Raw genomic sequence first — 15,640 nt, forward strand, 5'->3', positions numbered from 1 at the left:
TTTGGTATGCGGGGTATATAAGGGGCGCCCCGGGCGTATTCAACCGGGGACTATTTCAAACTATGTCGTTTGCGGAGTTGTTGCTGTTTTCGAAGATTAGCCGAGTCAGGCGCACGAGGCGTTCGCTGTCGGCGCTGCGCAGGGTCTCGCGCAGTTGCTGTGCAAGGCTGGCGCGGACCCGCAGGACGCTGGGCGGCAGGGTCTGTGCATCGGCCGGCGCGCCGTGCAGGGCACGGGAAAGCCGGAGGAAACCCTTCTCGGTGAGGACTGCCTGGTCCAGGGCTTCGAAGCGAATACTGCTGTCGAAGCGCAGGTAACCCTCATCGGCCAGCCAGAGCAGGGCGCCCAGGCAGCTTTCGTGGCGCTTGCTGGGCAGGCCGAACTCGTCGGGTTCGGACGGGCCGATCAGGTCTTCCACATAGAGGGCGATGCGCCGCGGAAAGGCCTGGTACAGCTGCAGCAGGCCGGTGGCGCAGTCCTTGTAGAAGTCGTCTACGTGCAGGTCCATGAACCGTTACTGGCGGTACGACTTGAGGAAGTTGCCGATGCGGCCGATGGCCTGTTCCAGGTCGTCGACGCGGGGCAGGGTGACCACACGGAAGTGGTCCGGCCAGGGCCAGTTGAACGCGGTGCCCTGGACGATCAGCAGCTTCTCGGAGAGCAGCAGGTCGAGCACGAACTTCTCGTCGTTGTGGATCGGGCAGACCTTGGGGTCGATCTTCGGGAAGGCGTAGAGCGCGCCCATGGGCTTGACGCAGCTGACCCCGGGGATGTCGTTGAGCAGCTCCCAGGCGCGGTTGCGCTGTTCCAGCAGGCGGCCATTGGGCAGCACCAGGTCGTTGATGCTCTGGTAGCCGCCAAGGGCGGTCTGGATGGCGTGCTGGCTGGGCACGTTGGCGCACAGGCGCATGTTGGCCAGGATATCGATGCCTTCGATGTAGCTCTGGGCCTTCTGTTTGGGTCCGGAGATGGCCACCCAGCCGGAACGGAAGCCGGCCACGCGGTAGGACTTGGACAGGCCGTTGAAGGTCAGGCAGAGCACGTCCGGCGCCAGGGAGGCGGTGGAGATGTGCACGGCGCCGTCGTAGAGGATCTTGTCGTAGATCTCGTCGGAGAAGACCACCAGGTTGTGCTGGCGTGCCAGTTCCACCATGCCTTCCAGGACTTCCTTGGAATACACGGCGCCCGTGGGGTTGTTCGGGTTGATGATCACCATGGCCTTGGTGTTCGGGGTGATCTTGGCCTTGATGTCTTCCAGGTCCGGCCACCAGTTGGCCTGTTCGTCGCACAGATAGTGCACCGGCTTGCCGCCGGCCAGGCTTACCGAGGCGGTCCAGAGCGGGTAGTCCGGGGCCGGGATCAGCACTTCGTCGCCATTGTTCAGCAACGCCTGCATGCACATCACGATCAGCTCGGACACGCCGTTGCCGAGATAGATGTCCTCGATGCCGATGCCTTCCACCTGCTTCTGCTGGTAGTACTGCATGACCGCCTTGCGGGCGCTGAACAGGCCCTTGGAGTCACTGTAGCCCTGGGCGGTAGGCAGGTTGCGGATCACGTCCTGGAGGATTTCCTCCGGGGCTTCGAAACCGAACGGCGCCGGGTTGCCGATGTTCAGCTTGAGGATGCGATGGCCTTCCTCTTCCAGGCGTTTGGCGTGCTTGAGCACCGGCCCACGGATGTCGTAGCAGACGTTGGCGAGCTTGTTCGATTTGCTGACCTGCATGATGCGTTACTGTCCCGAGATGAAAAGGTCGCGCGGGCGACGGGGATCGATGCGCCTTGGCAGCCTGTAACGCCGCTGCCAGACTGGCGTCTGATGAATCGCGCATGATACGTGCGGCCCGATGGCCCGAAAAGGTCGGGAACGGGCTTTTTTAATACTGCCGAGGACCGTCATGGACAAGCTTGAGAAACCCCTGGATAGCTGGCGCGAGGAGCTTTCCGACGCCCAGTTCCACGTCTGCCGCCTGGGCGGCACCGAGCGTGCCTTCACCGGTGAGTACTACGCCACCAAGACCCCGGGTATCTACCATTGCGCCTGCTGCGGCGAGGCGCTGTTCGATTCCGATGCCAAATACGACTCCGGCAGCGGCTGGCCGAGCTACTTCCAGCCGGTGGGCAAGGACGTGATCCGCGAGTTGGAGGATTTCAGCCATGGCATGCACCGCATCGAGGTGCGCTGCGCCCGCTGCGACGCGCACCTGGGCCATGTCTTCCCCGACGGCCCGCGGCCCACTGGCCTGCGCTACTGCATCAACTCGGTGTCGCTGAAGCTCGAACCGCGCTGATCCGGGGCTTTGTACCAGGGCTCGCCGCAAGGCGGGCCTTCTTTTGGAGGAAATGAATTGCACGCAATTTAATTGAGAGCTATTTTTTACTTCCCACCTTTCAGCGCAGGCCAAGGCCATGAGCGACAAGCTTCTCGATATCCCCGTCACCACCATCAAAGGCGAGCAGAAGACCCTCGCGGACTTCGGCGGCAAGGCCCTGCTGGTGGTCAACACCGCCAGCCAGTGCGGTTTCACGCCGCAGTACAAGGGGCTGGAAGATCTCTGGCAGCAGTACCGGGACAAGGGCCTGGTGGTACTGGGTTTCCCCTGCAACCAGTTCGGCAAGCAGGAACCGGGCGACGAAAGCGCCATCAGCGAGTTCTGCGAGCTCAACTTCGGCGTCAGTTTCCCGCTGTTCAAGAAGATCGAGGTGAACGGCACCAACGCCCACCCGCTCTACGTGCAATTGAAGAAGCGCGCGCCGGGCCTGCTGGGCAGCCAGGGCATCAAGTGGAATTTCACCAAGTTCCTCATCAGCCAGGACGGCCAGCGGATCCAGCGCTTCGCGCCGACCACCAAACCGGAAGAAATCAGCGCCGAGATCGAAGCCCTGCTGAAATGAACACGCCGTCGATCGAACCCGAGCTGCTGCTGGACAACCAGCTCTGCTTCAAGCTGTATGCCGCGTCCCGCGCGGTGATCCGTGGCTATCGCCCGCTGCTGGAGCCACTTGGCCTGACCTACCCGCAATACCTGGTCATGCTGGTGCTCTGGGAGTGGCACGGGCGGCCGCCGGAGCAGCCCACGGTGAAAGCCCTGGGCGAACGCCTGTTGCTGGATTCCGGCACCCTCACGCCGCTGCTCAAGCGCCTGGAGCAACTCGGCCTGGTGCGGCGCCAGCGCGCCACCCATGACGAACGCGAGGTGCACCTGGCGTTGACAGAGCCGGGCGCCGCCTTGCGGGACAAAGTGATGCCCCTGCGCAACGAGCTGATCTGCGCCAGCGGCCTGGACCTCAACGAGATGGCCGAGCTGCGCGAGCGCCTTGGCGAACTGCTGGGTCAGCTCATGGGGTTGCCTGAGTAGCGGGCAGCCAGGTGTCGAGCATGGCCACCAGCTCTTCGCGGCGGAAGGGCTTGGCCAGGTAGTCGTCCATGCCGGCGGCGCGGCAGCGTTCGCGCTCGTCCGGCAGGGCGTTGGCGGTCAGGGCGATGATCGGCAGCCCCGGCCAGCGCCCGCTCTGGCGGATACGACGGGTGGCTTCATAGCCATCCATCACCGGCATGTTGCAGTCCATCAGCACCAGGTCCACGGGCGCTCGCTCCAGATGACTGAGTGCTTCGGCGCCGTGACCGGCCAGCAGCACCTCGCAGCCCAGCTTGGCCAGCATGCCCTTGGCCACCAACTGGTTCACCGCGTTGTCTTCGACCAGCAGCACCCGGGCATTGCGGTGCAACGGCTCGGCCGCGGCCGACTTGGCGGCGGGTGCTTCGTCCGGGAGTTTCATCAGTACCCGCTGCAGGGCCTGGTAGAGTGCCGCCCGCGACAGGGGGCGGGCCAGCTGGTGCAGGGGTGTCAGGGTCGCCGCCCTGGGTGGCGGCAGGAAGCTGCCGTAGCCGGTCACCAGCAGGATCGGCATCTGGGCGGAGCGACGCAGGTTTTCAAGGCAGTCCGGGTCGTCGCTGACCAGCAGATCGGCATGGAGACCAGCAAGCTCGGCATTCTTGTCGCGCCGCTCGAATTCGAGTCCCCATAGCGGCAGCCAGGTGGCGAGCAGTTCGGCCAGGCCGCTCTTGGCCCCGCACAGCGCGATGACCTTGCCCTTGAGTGGCGGGCGTGGTTCGGCCGGACTGTGCTCCACCAGCGGCAATTCCGCGCTGAACAGGCTGCCCAGCCCTTCCTGGGACTTGACCTCCAGCTGGCCCTGCATGGCTTCGCACAGATGGCGGGTCAGCGCCAGGCCGAGGCCGGTGCCGCCGAACTGCCGGGTGATCCCCGCGCTGCCCTGGGAGAATGGCTGGAACAGCTTGGGCAGGGCTTCGGCGGAAATCCCGATGCCGGTATCGCGTACCGAGATCAGCACGCCCCCGGGGCTCGGCGTGGCGCGCAGGTCGACGCGGCCGAAACGGGTGAACTTGAGCGCATTGGATAGCAGGTTACTGATCACCTGGCGCACCCGGGTCGGGTCGCCGATCACCAGCGATGGCAATTGCGGGTCGATCAGGCAGGTCAGTTCCACGCCGGGGGCGGTGTTCTGCGACAGCAGGTTGGCGGTGTCTTCCAGCAGGGTGCCGAGGTCGAAGGGAATCTGCTCCAGCTCCAACTGGCCGGCTTCGAACTTGGACAGGTCGAGGATGTCGTTGAGCAGCTCCACCAGCACGCTGCCGGAGTCGTGGGCGATCTGCAGCTGGCGGCGCTGTTCGTTGTTCAGCGGCCCGTCCATGGCCAGGTCGAGCATGCCCAGGAGGCCATTGAGCGGAGTGCGGATCTCGTGGCTCATGTTGGCGAGGAAGGCGGCCCGGGCCTTGGCCATTTCCAGGGCGGTGCTGCGTGCCACTTCCAGTTCCTGGTTATAGCGGCTGAGGCGGCTGTTGGCGGCCTTCAGCTCGGCGGTGCGTGCCGAAACGATGTTTTCCAGTTCCGCCAGGTACTGGTTGAGGCGCTGGTCCGCTTCGCGCCGTTGCTGCATCTCGGTGGACAGGCTGGCCAGCTGGCGGTTGATCACTTCCACCAGCACGCCGATCTCATCCTGCTCATGGCCGACGGGGCAGGGTAGCTTGGCGTCCGGTGCGGCGCGCGGGTCGCGCTCGCTGAGGTGGCGGATCAGCGCCACCAGGGGCTTGGTCAACATGCTGTAGAAGAGCACCAGGAGAATCAGCGACAGCAGCAGGCTGCGCACGAATCCGCTGAGCAGCGTCAGCATGGCGCGGCGCAGGAAGTGGCTGCCGAAGGCGAAGGTGTCCACTTCCAGGCGCAGCACGCCGAGGGTCTCGTTGGGTGCGTGGATGATGTAGAGCGGGTCTTCGAATTCGCGGCGTTCGCCGAACATATAGTCGCTGAAAATGCGGAAATCGCTCTCGGTGCGCGGGCGGCTGACGCTGGCCAGTATCGCGCCGTTGTTGTCGATGATCTCGGCGCGGATCACCGCCGGCGAACGCAGGAGCCCCAGTACCAGTTCCTGGGCGAGTTCGGCGTCGATGTTGTAGGCGATACGCGCGGCGGGGCTGTGGGCGATCTCGAGGAGGGCCTGAATCTCTCGGTCGATGGAGGCGTTCTCGTTGAAATAGTCGCTGGCCACCTGGATGACGCTGAGAACGGTCCCGAGGATGAACGCCACCAGGACCGTAAGGCTGGCCTGCTTGAACGACAGCCGTTGTGTCAGCGGAATATCCATGGGACTTGGGATTTGGCCTTGTTCCGAGGGCTTGCCAAGCATAGCCTATCCGGTCTGCCGGCAGCGCCTGGTGACTGCGGCTGAGCCAAGGAGTAGAACGTGGATTCCCGTCTGTATGAAATTCTCGAGCGCGCCGATGCGCTCATGGCCCGTCTCGATCCCCTGTTGCCGGCGATCCGCCCGGTAATCGACTGGCAGCAGAGCCTCGCTGCGCGCTGGCACCGCGATGGCCGCAGCGGCTATCTGCAGCCCCTGGATGTGAGCCTGGACCTGTCCCTGGCCGATCTGATCGGGGTCGACACCCAGCGCGAGCAGCTCGCGCGTAACACCCGCCAGTTCGTCGATGGCCTCCCTGCCAACCATGCGCTGCTGTGGGGCGCCCGCGGCACCGGCAAGTCGTCCCTGGTGCGGGCCCTGCTGGCCGAGCACGCTGGCGCCGGGCTGCGCCTGATCGAGATCGAGCGCGACCACCTGGCCGACCTCCCGCGTGTGGTCGAGCAACTGGCCGGCCTGCAGCAGCGTTTCGTGCTGTTCTGTGACGACCTGTCGTTCGAGGCGGGCGAGGGCGACTACCGGGTGCTGAAAAGCGTGCTGGATGGCTCCCTGGAGCGCGCACCGGACAACGTGCTGCTCTATGCCACCTCCAACCGCCGCCACCTGGTGCCGGAGAAGCAGAGCGACAACGAACACTGGCAGATGGTCGACGGCGAGCTGCACCCCAACGAGGCGGTGGAGGACAAGATCGCCCTGTCCGACCGCTTCGGCCTCTGGCTGTCCTTCTATCCCTTCACCCAGGATCACTTCCTCGCTGTGGTGCGCCACTGGATCGGCGTACTGGCCGAGCCCACCGCGCTGGACTGGGAGTGGACCGAGGAGCTGGAAATACTGGCGATCCGCTGGGCCCTCGGGCGCGGCAATCGCAACGGCCGTTGTGCCTATCAATTTGCCCGCCACTGGGTCGGGCTCGCGTTACTGGAGTCTTCCAAATGATCGATCTGCAACAGGCCGGCGCCGGCCTTTCCGGCTACGCGCTGCTAGCTGCGCAATTGGAGTCGCTGCTGGCCGATGAGCGTGATTTCATCGCCAACAGCTCGCAATTTTCCGCCTTTCTCTTCAATGAGCTGCCGGACCTGAACTGGGCCGGCTTCTACCTGAACCGCAACGAGGAGTTGGTGCTTGGCCCCTTCCAGGGCAAGGTGGCTTGCGTGCGCATTCCCTTCAGCAAGGGTGTTTGCGGGGCGGCGGCTCGTACCCGGGAAACCCAGCGAGTGGAAGACGTGCATGCCTTCCCCGGCCACATCGCCTGTGACAGTGCTTCCAACAGCGAGTTGGTGGTGCCCCTGGTCAAGGACGGCCGCCTGATCGGCGTGCTCGACCTGGACAGCCCGGAGCTGGCGCGTTTCACGGAAGAGGACCAGACCGGCATCGAGCAATTGGCGGCGATCTTTCTGCGCCTGACCGATTGCTGATTCCGCCGCAATGAAAAAGCCCGGACTGGTCCGGGCTTTTGCTTTGCAGGGGCGTTGTATTTGTAGGTGTGCCCTTCGCAGGGTGGACCACGCTTCACCGGTCCACCAGCGGAGTCAGGCCTGGCGAAGGAAGGTGGATAGAAGAGCGCTATCCACCCTGCAGACGATGCTTCAGGCCCGACCCGCCAGCTTGGCAAGGATTTTCTGCTCCCCCGGCAGCACGGCTTGTACCGATTCCCGTGCGCTGATGCGGTCGTAATGGGTGGCCAGGCTTGGCCAGCGCTCCGGGTCGAGGCGCTCCCGGCCATGCTCCATGTTGATCATCTGCGTGGCGAAGGCGAGATCGGCCATGGTCAGCTGCTCGCCAACGAAATACTCCGCGGTGCCCAGGGTTTTCTCCAGGTAATCGAAGTGGGGCGGCAGCTTGTCCACCAGGGCTGCCTGCACCGTGGCTTCGTCGCAACTCTGGCCCATGGACGGCTTCAGGGTGCGATTGCGGAACACCCCGAAAGTCGCCAGCGGTGCGACTTCGTAGTCGCAATACTTCTCCAGCCAGCGTACCCGTGCGCGTTCCTCGGCGTTGCGGCCATAGAGCGGCGCGCGCTCCGGGTGCTTTTCTTCCAGGTACTGGCAGATGACGCTGGAGTCAGCGAGGGTCAGGTCGCCGTCGCGCAGCGCGGGGATTCGGCCCAGGGGGCTCAGTTCACGGTACCAGGCCGGTTGGCTGAAAGGTGAGACTATCTCCAGCTGGTAATCCAGGCCCTTCTCATGGAGATAGAGGCGTACCTTGCGCACGAAGGGAGAGAGTGGGGCGCCATACAGGATCAGGCTCATCGGGTGGTCCTCGTCCGAGCGGATCAGTCGTAGATGTTCTTCTTCTTCCAGATGTCGTCGTCATCCAATGACTTCAGACCCTCGGTGAGCTCGCTGGGTTCGTTCGCGGTGGGCTGCGCGTTTTCCAGTACCAGGGCGTTGGCCCGGGCGAGCTGGGCCTTGAGCTGTTGCAGCGGGGCCTGGTAGCGCGCCGGATCGGGTTGCTTCTGCAGGTATTGCACGCCGCGCTCGAAGGCCAGGCGGGCCTGACGCGGCTGGTTTTCCTGGACGGCCTGCAGGCCAAGGTTGGTGAAGAACTCGACGTGCAGCTGCACGAGCATGTCGCGGATATCCCTGGCCCAGTTCTTGCCCTCGGCAGCGGGAAGCAGTCCGTCCTGGACGGCTCGCGTGACCTGGCCGTGGAGGGTCTCCAGCTGGAAGCGGATTTCCTTGGCCTTGGCTTCGGTCTGGATCTTCTGTGGCGGGTTGCTCACCGGGATGGATTCGCCCTGGCCGGCCAGCGAGCGGAGCTGGTCCAGGCGCACCTTGAGGCCGTTGTCGTGCTTCTCTATTTGTTGCAGTCGTTCGCCCAACTGCAATTGCAGGCGGGTCAACAGCAGCTTGAGGGCGGGGGAAACCATCTGGCCGGGCAGGGTCTCGGAGAGGTCGGCGCAGCGGCGAATGCGGTCGCCGAGGTCGGCCTTCAGGCGCGCCTTCTCCAGCTTGCTGTTCTCCACCACATGATTGATGTAGCCAATGACAACGAGGATGACGATACCGACAACGATCAACAGGGTGATCACAAGTGGCGACATCTGAAGGGCTCCGATGTTCATGTCAGGTGCGGGCGAGTGTAGAGGCTCGCCCCGGAGCCTTCATAGAGGTGGATCAAATTTTGATCGGAAGTCTTTGATTTTAAAAAGTTTTCGATAGAGGGTTGACGGGTGTTCAAAGCCTCCATAGAATGCGCGCCACTTCGACGCAATGCCGGTGGCAGAGCGATGAAGCCGGAAGCAAGCGTCAAAGCTGTTGTAAGTTCCGGGCCGCGTCCCCTTCGTCTAGTGGCCTAGGACACCGCCCTTTCACGGCGGTAACAGGGGTTCGAGTCCCCTAGGGGACGCCACTTTCGAAGTTTTATGCGGGAATAGCTCAGTTGGTAGAGCACGACCTTGCCAAGGTCGGGGTCGCGAGTTCGAGTCTCGTTTCCCGCTCCAGATTCAAAGGCAGGGCCCAAGGGTTCTGTCTCCCGAGCCCGAAAAGGGTGAGGGGCGCGCTCTGAAGAGCGCAGCTGTAAAAGTTGCATGCGGGAATAGCTCAGTTGGTAGAGCACGACCTTGCCAAGGTCGGGGTCGCGAGTTCGAGTCTCGTTTCCCGCTCCAATTTCAGTCCCCTTCGTCTAGTGGCCTAGGACACCGCCCTTTCACGGCGGTAACAGGGGTTCGAGTCCCCTAGGGGACGCCAGTTTCAAAGTTGCATGCGGGAATAGCTCAGTTGGTAGAGCACGACCTTGCCAAGGTCGGGGTCGCGAGTTCGAGTCTCGTTTCCCGCTCCAAATATCGATCTACAGAGTTCCGCGGAGTTCTGTAAGACACTGAAAGAAGGGCCGCAAGGCCCTTTTTTCGTTCCAGCCAAAAGCCATGAATTTCCAGCAACAGCTGGAGGTTTTGAGGCCAGAGTCGAGACCGAAAACAGGTTTGGCGTCGATTCGCATTGTTTCCAGGGATGAGCGGGGGCATGTCCTGCATAGAGCCCATGCTGAAGCTTGGGAGCTATGAAATGAGCCTCTCCGATCTGTCTATCCGACAAGCTAAAGCATCAGAAAAAACCTACAGCCTTCCCGACGCAGATGGCTATTGCCTTGTCGTCTCTCCCACGGGCGGAAAATCCTGGCATCTCCCAATCGATCCCCTGACCCTACAGCCACTCCAGAATCTCTTTCTTGTCCAACTCCTCCTTGAACAATTCGATCATTCGTTGGCAAACGGGGGATAGGTAACCTTGCGCTCGCGTGACGATGCCGACGCGTCGATCGAGTTCGAGCTCTCCCGGTTTCATGTCGATCGCCGCCAATCCTGTCGCCAGGAAGCCACGCCCATAGCGTGCAAGCGTCAGCAGCCGTGTCCCTTCAATCAATTGATAGAGCGTCTCGCTACTGAAGTCCGCTTCGGCCCGCCACAATGGCGGAGGCAAGCCGCGTTGACGGCAGTTTTCCTCGAGCATCTGCCGAACGCCCATGTTCCCGGCGGGCAGCAACCACTCTTCCCCCTGCAGTTCCGCGAGGGTTATCCGCTTTCGTGTGGCCAGTGGATGACTCGGGTCCACGGCAACGACCAGGCGATCCTCATAGAGGAGTTGCGTGCTGAACTCCGAGCTGGTTGCCGATAGGGGAACAAACGCCATGTCGATGTCTCCGGCATCAAGAGCTTCCATCAGCTCCTTGGCCAAGCGCCAGTGCAGACGGAGCTTGGCGGCGGGCCGTTCGCGCATCAGGCGGCGGCTGGCTGCGACCACCAGCGCATCGGGGAATGTCGGGGAGTAGCCGAGCCGCACGATTCCCTGCTCACCCTTGCTGATGCAACGCATTTCGGCGAGCGCGTCCTCGAAGTCGCGGTAGAGGTGCTTTGCCCGTTCGAGAAACAGCTCGCCGACCTCGGTGGCCCGCACGCCCTGCGGGAGACGCTCGAAGAGTTGAATTTCCAACTGCTGTTCGACCCGGCGTAGCGCCTTGGTCAGTGCCGGTTGGCTGATCCCCAGGGATTCTGCGGCCTTGCCGATCGTGCCGTGCTTCTGGATGCAGACCATGTATTCGAAGTCGCGAGTGTCCATGGCATTCCAGATGGTTATGGGTTTCGCCTGTTTGGTTCTTTGTGTTTATGCCTGAATCTCTCACAGACTGGCGCCGCACCACAACAGTTGTGACTTGCCCAGGAATTGATCGTGGCAAGCTCCCGAACTGCCCGGACCACACCGTCGGACACAATAACAATGAACAACCAGTCAACTTTGATCACCGCACCATTCAAACGTGTTGCTTCTGCCTGTCTGCTGCTCACCGGATTGGGTTTGCAGTCTGCGTTCGCTGAAGGAGGATTGGACGTGATGCAGGGGTTCCCGCCGCCGGCCGAGCAGCGAGTGACCAAGGCCAATGCCTTTCAATCCCCTTATCTGCGCTGGGCCACGAGCCATGCGCGAGAGTTGTCGCCCACCCGTAACGTCGCCCGGGCCGAATCGCCCCTGGTGTTGAAGAATGGCGAGCCGCAGTCGCTGGGTGATCTGGCCTTTTCCGTTGGCGAGCAGACGCTGACGCTCTCCCGATATCTGGAGGAAACCGCCACCGATGGCTTCCTCGTCCTGCACAAGGGGAGGATCGTCTACGAGCGCTATCTCGACCGTTTCACTGAGCGTCAGCCGCATATCTGGGCGTCGATGACCAAATCGGTCACGGGCCTGCTTGCAGCGCAGCTTATCGCCGAGGGCAAACTGGACCCCAATGCGCGGCTTTCCAGTTATGTCCCCGAGCTGGTCGATACCCCCTTCGGCGATGCCACTGTCCAGCAGAACCTGGATATGGCCGTTGCCGTCAGCTATCCCGGCAACGTGCCGCCGGACATCGGGCTGTTTGCTGCGACGGGCATTGTTCCTCGCAAGCCCGGTATGCCTGCCACCATCTACGACTTCCTCAAGGTGGCGGGTAACGATGCGGCACAGGCGGGCAAACCACTTTTCTTCTACCAGAACGGCTCACCTGAAGCGGTCGCCTGGGCCATCAGCCGCGTCACCGGGCAGAGCTGGAGCAGGCTGGTGTCGGAGCGGATCTGGTCGCAGTTCGCGGTGGATGATGCCGACATGCTGGTGGATGAGCAGGGCATCGAGATGGCCAGTGGTGGGTTGAGCAGCAGTTTGCGCGATGCCGGACGCTTTGCCGAAGCGGTACGCCTCGCACTCGGCGAGGACTCCCGGAAAGACCCGTTCGCGCGAGCGGTGCAGCTGAGCTTCGCACCTCACGACAATCGGGACCTGATTGCTGCGGGCAGCAAATCCGGAGAGCGGACCGGCTACTCCTACCACAATTACTGGTACCAGAAGAACGATGGCGACGGCTCGCTGGAGGCGGCCGGTCGTTTCGGCCAGAAGATCTACATCAATCCGGCCCGCGAACTGGTGATCGTCAAGCTGGCCTCCGCCATGGACCTGGCACCTCGCGCCACGCAGCCTGGAGCCAGTCAGGCCCGAGGGTCCAGGGCGATTGATTCGCAGAAGGCGTTCAACAATCTGGTCACCGCGGTGCTCCGCGTCATTCCCAATTAACCCCAGGGCGGGGACTGGCAGTTCGTCCCTGCATTCGATCCGGCCAACTTCCCCTGAACCTCGCGCCATCGCCGGCGTGGGTCGGGTTCGCTCGTGCCGGTTTCAGGCCAATCGAAAACCTCACAGAACAACTAATAAGAGGTAGCGTCATGATTCACCAACAGTCCCGCCGTCACCGACTGGTACGGGCCTCGCGGCTCCTTTCTCCGCTGGCCCTGGCAATCTCGATGGGCACCGAGGCCGCCGAGATCCAATGGGGCGAGGTGAGTGGCCGTGTCAACGGCAGCCTCAGCATCGGTGCGATCTGGAATGCTGAAAAGCCTGACAGTGACAGCATCTTCCAGGGGAACGCCGACAGTATCGGTTTTGGCGCGCCCGGCCAGTTCAATCCCAGCGGCGGGCGTACCGGCGACGACGGCCGCCTCAATTTCCGCAAACGCAACCTGGTGTCGTCGCCGATTACCCTGCTAGGCGAGATGGAACTGAACTGGCGCAACTACGGCGCATTCATCCGTGGCAAGGCCTGGTACGACTACACCCTGAGCAATCGCGAGGTGGATTTCGGCCATTCGTCCAATGGCTACCAGCCGAACAGCAAACTGGATGACAGCCACTTCGACGAGCTGGCCAAGTTCCAGGGCGCGGCCCTGCTTGACGCCTATGTGTTCGGTGATTTCACCCTCGGGGACCACCCACTGCATGCCCGCGCCGGTAACCAGGTGGTCAACTGGGGCGAGGGCCTGTTCTTCCAGAACGGCATCAACGCGGCAAACCCCATCGACGTGGCGGCGCTGCGCCGACCCGGTTCGCAGCTCAAGGAAGCGCTGCTGCCGGTGCCCATGCTTTACGGCAACCTCGGCCTGACAGACGCCTTGAGCCTGGAGGCCTTCTACCAGCTGGAGTGGCGGCGGACCGTGCTGGAGGGCTGCGGCACCTACTTCGCGACCAACGACTTCATCCCCCAGGGCTGCTTCGGCGTTCCGCGTGGCGGTGCCAACGACCCGGCCAGCTTCGGCAACGATCAGATCATCCGCCGTGCAGGGGACAACGAACCGTCCGACGCCGGGCAGTTCGGTCTGGCCATGCGCTATTTCGCCGACCAGATCGGCACCGAGTTCGGTGCCTATGCGCTGAACATCCACTCGCGCACGCCGTACTCCAGCATCCTCACCGACCTGCGCCCGGGCGTGGGGGCCGGCTGGCTGGCGGGCAAGCAGGACACCAACGGACGCTATTTCGCCGACTTCCCCGAGGACATCCGGATCTTCGGCCTGAGCTTCTCCACCAACCTCTGGGGCACCTCGATATTCGGCGAATACAGCTATCGTCCGAATCAACCGGTGCAGTTGGCCACTGGTGACCTCATTCCTGCATTCGCCGGCAACCCCGGGGCGACGGCAGCGATGATCGGCCAGGACATTACCCTCGGGCGGGACGCCATCAACGCCTTGCCGGGCTCGGTCTACAACGGCTATGACCGCCGCGAGATCTCGCAACTGTCGCTCGGCTTCATCAAGTCCATCTCCCAGGTGTTGGGCGCGGACAGCCTGGGCCTGACCGGCGAGGTGGGCATGAAGTACGTGCACGACCTGCCGGGGCTGGACAAGCGCCGCTACACCAAGGGCGACCTGTACGGTTCCGACCTGGCTGACGGCAGTGCCGCCGGCTGCCTCGTTGGCGCCGCGGCGCAGTACCGGAAGTACGCCTGTTCCCGGGACGGCTATGCCACGACGTTCTCCTGGGCATACCGCTTGCGCGCGCAGCTCAATTACCCGGCACTGTTCGCCGGGATCAACGTCTCGCCCTTCGTCGCCTTCGGCCAGGACGTCCAGGGCTGGTCCTACGACGGCAACTTCGTCGAAGACCGATTGCTGGGTTCGGTTGGCGTCAAGGCCGACTACCTGCAGAACTACTCCGCCGAACTCTCCTGGTCGGGCACGGGCAATACACCGTTCGGTGCCACTGACCGCGACTTCATCGCCCTCAGCCTGCGTATGGGCTTCTGACTCCCAAGGTAACTGCCATGAACAAGCATCTGTTCTCCGCCGCCATGCTCGGCGGCTTGCTCAGCTTTGCCAGCGAAATTGCCCTGGCCAGATTGAGCGCCGAAGAAATCGCCCGCCTGGGCCAGGACCTGACCCCCACTGGCGCTGAGAAAAGCGGCAATGCCAGTGGCAGCATTCCTGCCTGGCGCGGCGGCCTTGCTACACCACCGGCCGGCTTCGACGCCAGCAAGGGCTATCTCGACCCCTTCGCGGGCGAGAAGCCACTCTTCACTGTCTCCAAGGCGAACATGGCGCAGTACCGCGACCAGCTCAGCCCGGGTTACCGGGCCCTGCTGGAGCGGTACCCGACCTACCACTTGAACGTCTATCCCAGCCACCGCACGGCAGCCTTGCCCGCGACCGAATACACGCAGATCGCCCGCGAGGCCGCCCAGGTGGACTTGGCCAACGACGGCAACGGCCTGGTGAATTATGAGAAGACCAGCGTGCCGTTCCCGATCCCGAAGTCGGGGATCGAGGCGATCTACAACCACCTCGTGCGCTACCGCGCCGGCGGCTACCTGTACTACCCCACCGAGATGGTGGTCCAGGCCAATGGCAGCTTTACGCCGGTACGCAGGGAAGTGAAGGCCGTGATGGCCTCGGCGATGGGCAATCCGGAGCCGAACCGGCTGTTCTACTACCTGGGCAAGGTCACCTCTCCGGAAAGTGTCGCCGGCGGCCAGACGCTGATTCACGAGCCGCTGGATCAGACCCGCGAGAGTCGCCTGGCATGGGTCTACAACCCCGGCCAGCGTCGAGTGCTGCGCGCCCCGGAGGTCTCTTACGACTCCCCGGTAAGTACCTCCGACGGCCTGCGCACCAACGACATGATCGACCTGTTCAGTGGCGCACCGGACAAGTACGACTGGAAGCTGGTCGGCAAGCGCGAAATGCTGGTGCCCTACAACACCTACAAGCTGGCCGACCGTTCGCTGAAGTACGGCGACATCGTTCAAGCCAACCACCTGAACCAGGACCTGGTCCGCTACGAGCCGCACCGCGTCTGGGTGGTCGAAGCCACGCTCAAGCCCGGCGAGCGGCATATCTACGCCAAGCGTGTGTTCTACCTCGACGAGGACAGCTGGGGCATCCTCGCCGCCGACCTCTACGACGGCCGCGGCGAACTGTGGCGTGTCCAGGAGGCCCACAGCCTGCAGCGCTACGACGTGCTCTCGGCTATCCATGTCAGCGAGGTCGCCTATGACCTGCAGGCGCGACGCTATGTGGTCTACGGCCTGGAGAACGAAGAGAAGCTCACCCGCTTCGGCATCCGCGCCACGCTCAAGGACTTCAGCCCTGCGGCTCTGCGCCGCTCGGGCCGTTGAGGCCGCGCGC

Annotated in this window: 14 protein-coding genes and 5 tRNA genes; 13 read left to right on the forward strand and 6 right to left on the reverse strand. The window is 63.2% G+C overall.

Going from position 1 to position 15,640, the window contains the following annotated elements:
* Window positions 1–55 precede the first annotated feature (55 nt).
* On the reverse strand, window positions 56–508 hold the full coding sequence (locus ACFW0H_RS20650) for a hypothetical protein (RefSeq protein WP_422915729.1): 453 nt from the start codon (window positions 506–508) through the stop codon (window positions 56–58).
* A gap of 6 nt (window positions 509–514) precedes the next feature.
* Window positions 515–1,726 (reverse strand): pyridoxal phosphate-dependent aminotransferase, encoded by a 1,212-nt coding sequence (locus ACFW0H_RS20655; protein ID WP_422915730.1) that lies wholly within the window; start codon window positions 1,724–1,726, stop codon window positions 515–517.
* Window positions 1,727–1,898: 172 nt separating this feature from the next.
* Here ACFW0H_RS20655 and msrB point away from each other — a divergent pair, with 172 nt between their 5' ends.
* From msrB to ACFW0H_RS20670, 3 genes are all read left to right on the forward strand, one after another.
* Entirely contained in the window at window positions 1,899–2,291 is a 393-nt protein-coding gene (msrB, locus tag ACFW0H_RS20660; protein ID WP_422915731.1) for a peptide-methionine (R)-S-oxide reductase MsrB, read from the forward strand.
* Between the two features lie 118 nt (window positions 2,292–2,409).
* On the forward strand, window positions 2,410–2,895 hold the full coding sequence (locus ACFW0H_RS20665; protein WP_422915732.1) for a glutathione peroxidase: 486 nt from the start codon (window positions 2,410–2,412) through the stop codon (window positions 2,893–2,895).
* A complete protein-coding gene (locus ACFW0H_RS20670) occupies window positions 2,892–3,359 on the forward strand; it encodes a MarR family winged helix-turn-helix transcriptional regulator (protein ID WP_422915733.1) in 468 nt (155 codons plus the stop codon). The genes ACFW0H_RS20665 and ACFW0H_RS20670 overlap by 4 nt, the downstream gene beginning before the upstream one ends.
* On the opposite strand, the gene ACFW0H_RS20675 is transcribed toward ACFW0H_RS20670, so the two are convergent.
* Complete coding sequence (locus ACFW0H_RS20675) at window positions 3,340–5,709, reverse strand: response regulator (RefSeq protein WP_422915734.1); 2,370 nt, start codon at window positions 5,707–5,709, stop codon at window positions 3,340–3,342. The two genes, ACFW0H_RS20670 and ACFW0H_RS20675, sit on opposite strands and share 20 nt — an antisense overlap.
* 57 nt (window positions 5,710–5,766) lie before the next feature.
* Between ACFW0H_RS20675 and ACFW0H_RS20680 the strand changes: the two genes are divergently transcribed.
* Together ACFW0H_RS20680 and ACFW0H_RS20685 are read left to right on the forward strand one after the other, a co-directional pair.
* Window positions 5,767–6,657: an ATP-binding protein gene (locus ACFW0H_RS20680; RefSeq protein WP_422915735.1), complete on the forward strand. Its 891-nt coding sequence runs from the start codon at window positions 5,767–5,769 to the stop codon at window positions 6,655–6,657.
* The gene (locus tag ACFW0H_RS20685) at window positions 6,654–7,136 is read left to right on the forward strand and encodes a GAF domain-containing protein (RefSeq protein ID WP_422915736.1); all 483 of its coding nucleotides are present in this window, start codon (window positions 6,654–6,656) and stop codon (window positions 7,134–7,136) included. Before ACFW0H_RS20680 ends, ACFW0H_RS20685 begins: the two co-directional genes overlap by 4 nt.
* A 171-nt stretch (window positions 7,137–7,307) precedes the next feature.
* Here the strand turns inward: ACFW0H_RS20685 and ACFW0H_RS20690 are convergent, their stop codons facing one another.
* Both ACFW0H_RS20690 and ACFW0H_RS20695 read right to left on the reverse strand, forming a co-directional pair.
* Window positions 7,308–7,970: a glutathione S-transferase family protein gene (locus tag ACFW0H_RS20690; protein WP_422915737.1), complete on the reverse strand. Its 663-nt coding sequence runs from the start codon at window positions 7,968–7,970 to the stop codon at window positions 7,308–7,310.
* Between the two features lie 23 nt (window positions 7,971–7,993).
* A complete protein-coding gene (locus ACFW0H_RS20695) occupies window positions 7,994–8,764 on the reverse strand; it encodes a hypothetical protein (protein WP_422915738.1) in 771 nt (256 codons plus the stop codon).
* A gap of 232 nt (window positions 8,765–8,996) precedes the next feature.
* On the opposite strand from ACFW0H_RS20695, the gene ACFW0H_RS20700 reads away from it, so the two are divergent.
* The 5 genes from ACFW0H_RS20700 (at window position 8,997) to ACFW0H_RS20720 (ending at window position 9,501) form a co-directional block, all read left to right on the forward strand.
* Window positions 8,997–9,072 (forward strand) — tRNA-Glu (locus tag ACFW0H_RS20700).
* Window positions 9,073–9,087: 15 nt separating this feature from the next.
* A tRNA-Gly gene (locus ACFW0H_RS20705) sits at window positions 9,088–9,163 on the forward strand.
* Between the two features lie 89 nt (window positions 9,164–9,252).
* Window positions 9,253–9,328: transfer RNA gene (locus ACFW0H_RS20710), tRNA-Gly, on the forward strand.
* A 6-nt stretch (window positions 9,329–9,334) separates the two neighbouring features.
* Window positions 9,335–9,410 (forward strand) — tRNA-Glu (locus tag ACFW0H_RS20715).
* Between the two features lie 15 nt (window positions 9,411–9,425).
* A tRNA-Gly gene (locus ACFW0H_RS20720) sits at window positions 9,426–9,501 on the forward strand.
* A 362-nt stretch (window positions 9,502–9,863) separates the two neighbouring features.
* Here ACFW0H_RS20720 and ACFW0H_RS20730 read toward each other — a convergent pair.
* Window positions 9,864–10,775 (reverse strand): LysR family transcriptional regulator, encoded by a 912-nt coding sequence (locus ACFW0H_RS20730; protein ID WP_422915739.1) that lies wholly within the window; start codon window positions 10,773–10,775, stop codon window positions 9,864–9,866.
* A gap of 159 nt (window positions 10,776–10,934) precedes the next feature.
* On the opposite strand from ACFW0H_RS20730, the gene ACFW0H_RS20735 reads away from it, so the two are divergent.
* The 3 genes from ACFW0H_RS20735 (at window position 10,935) to ACFW0H_RS20745 (ending at window position 15,630) form a co-directional block, all read left to right on the forward strand.
* On the forward strand, window positions 10,935–12,257 hold the full coding sequence (locus ACFW0H_RS20735; RefSeq protein ID WP_422915740.1) for a serine hydrolase domain-containing protein: 1,323 nt from the start codon (window positions 10,935–10,937) through the stop codon (window positions 12,255–12,257).
* 149 nt (window positions 12,258–12,406) lie between these two features.
* The gene (locus tag ACFW0H_RS20740) at window positions 12,407–14,263 is read left to right on the forward strand and encodes a DUF1302 domain-containing protein (protein ID WP_422915741.1); all 1,857 of its coding nucleotides are present in this window, start codon (window positions 12,407–12,409) and stop codon (window positions 14,261–14,263) included.
* A gap of 17 nt (window positions 14,264–14,280) precedes the next feature.
* On the forward strand, window positions 14,281–15,630 hold the full coding sequence (locus tag ACFW0H_RS20745; RefSeq protein ID WP_422915742.1) for a DUF1329 domain-containing protein: 1,350 nt from the start codon (window positions 14,281–14,283) through the stop codon (window positions 15,628–15,630).
* Window positions 15,631–15,640: the final 10 nt, after the last annotated feature.

The sequence above is a fragment of the Metapseudomonas cellulosilytica genome, assembly GCF_049334135.1.
GTDB lineage: Bacteria > Pseudomonadota > Gammaproteobacteria > Pseudomonadales > Pseudomonadaceae > Metapseudomonas.

Coding starts and splice junctions, on each gene's coding strand:
- ACFW0H_RS20650 (WP_422915729.1), bottom strand. CDS start 508: ATGGACCTGCACGTAGACGACTTCTACAAGGACTGCGCCACCGGCCTG.
- ACFW0H_RS20655 (WP_422915730.1), bottom strand. CDS start 1,726: ATGCAGGTCAGCAAATCGAACAAGCTCGCCAACGTCTGCTACGACATC.
- msrB (WP_422915731.1), top strand. CDS start 1,899: ATGGACAAGCTTGAGAAACCCCTGGATAGCTGGCGCGAGGAGCTTTCC.
- ACFW0H_RS20665 (WP_422915732.1), top strand. CDS start 2,410: ATGAGCGACAAGCTTCTCGATATCCCCGTCACCACCATCAAAGGCGAG.
- ACFW0H_RS20670 (WP_422915733.1), top strand. CDS start 2,892: ATGAACACGCCGTCGATCGAACCCGAGCTGCTGCTGGACAACCAGCTC.
- ACFW0H_RS20675 (WP_422915734.1), bottom strand. CDS start 5,709: ATGCTTGGCAAGCCCTCGGAACAAGGCCAAATCCCAAGTCCCATGGAT.
- ACFW0H_RS20685 (WP_422915736.1), top strand. CDS start 6,654: ATGATCGATCTGCAACAGGCCGGCGCCGGCCTTTCCGGCTACGCGCTG.
- ACFW0H_RS20690 (WP_422915737.1), bottom strand. CDS start 7,970: ATGAGCCTGATCCTGTATGGCGCCCCACTCTCTCCCTTCGTGCGCAAG.
- ACFW0H_RS20695 (WP_422915738.1), bottom strand. CDS start 8,764: ATGTCGCCACTTGTGATCACCCTGTTGATCGTTGTCGGTATCGTCATC.
- ACFW0H_RS20730 (WP_422915739.1), bottom strand. CDS start 10,775: ATGGACACTCGCGACTTCGAATACATGGTCTGCATCCAGAAGCACGGC.
- ACFW0H_RS20735 (WP_422915740.1), top strand. CDS start 10,935: ATGAACAACCAGTCAACTTTGATCACCGCACCATTCAAACGTGTTGCT.
- ACFW0H_RS20740 (WP_422915741.1), top strand. CDS start 12,407: ATGATTCACCAACAGTCCCGCCGTCACCGACTGGTACGGGCCTCGCGG.
- ACFW0H_RS20745 (WP_422915742.1), top strand. CDS start 14,281: ATGAACAAGCATCTGTTCTCCGCCGCCATGCTCGGCGGCTTGCTCAGC.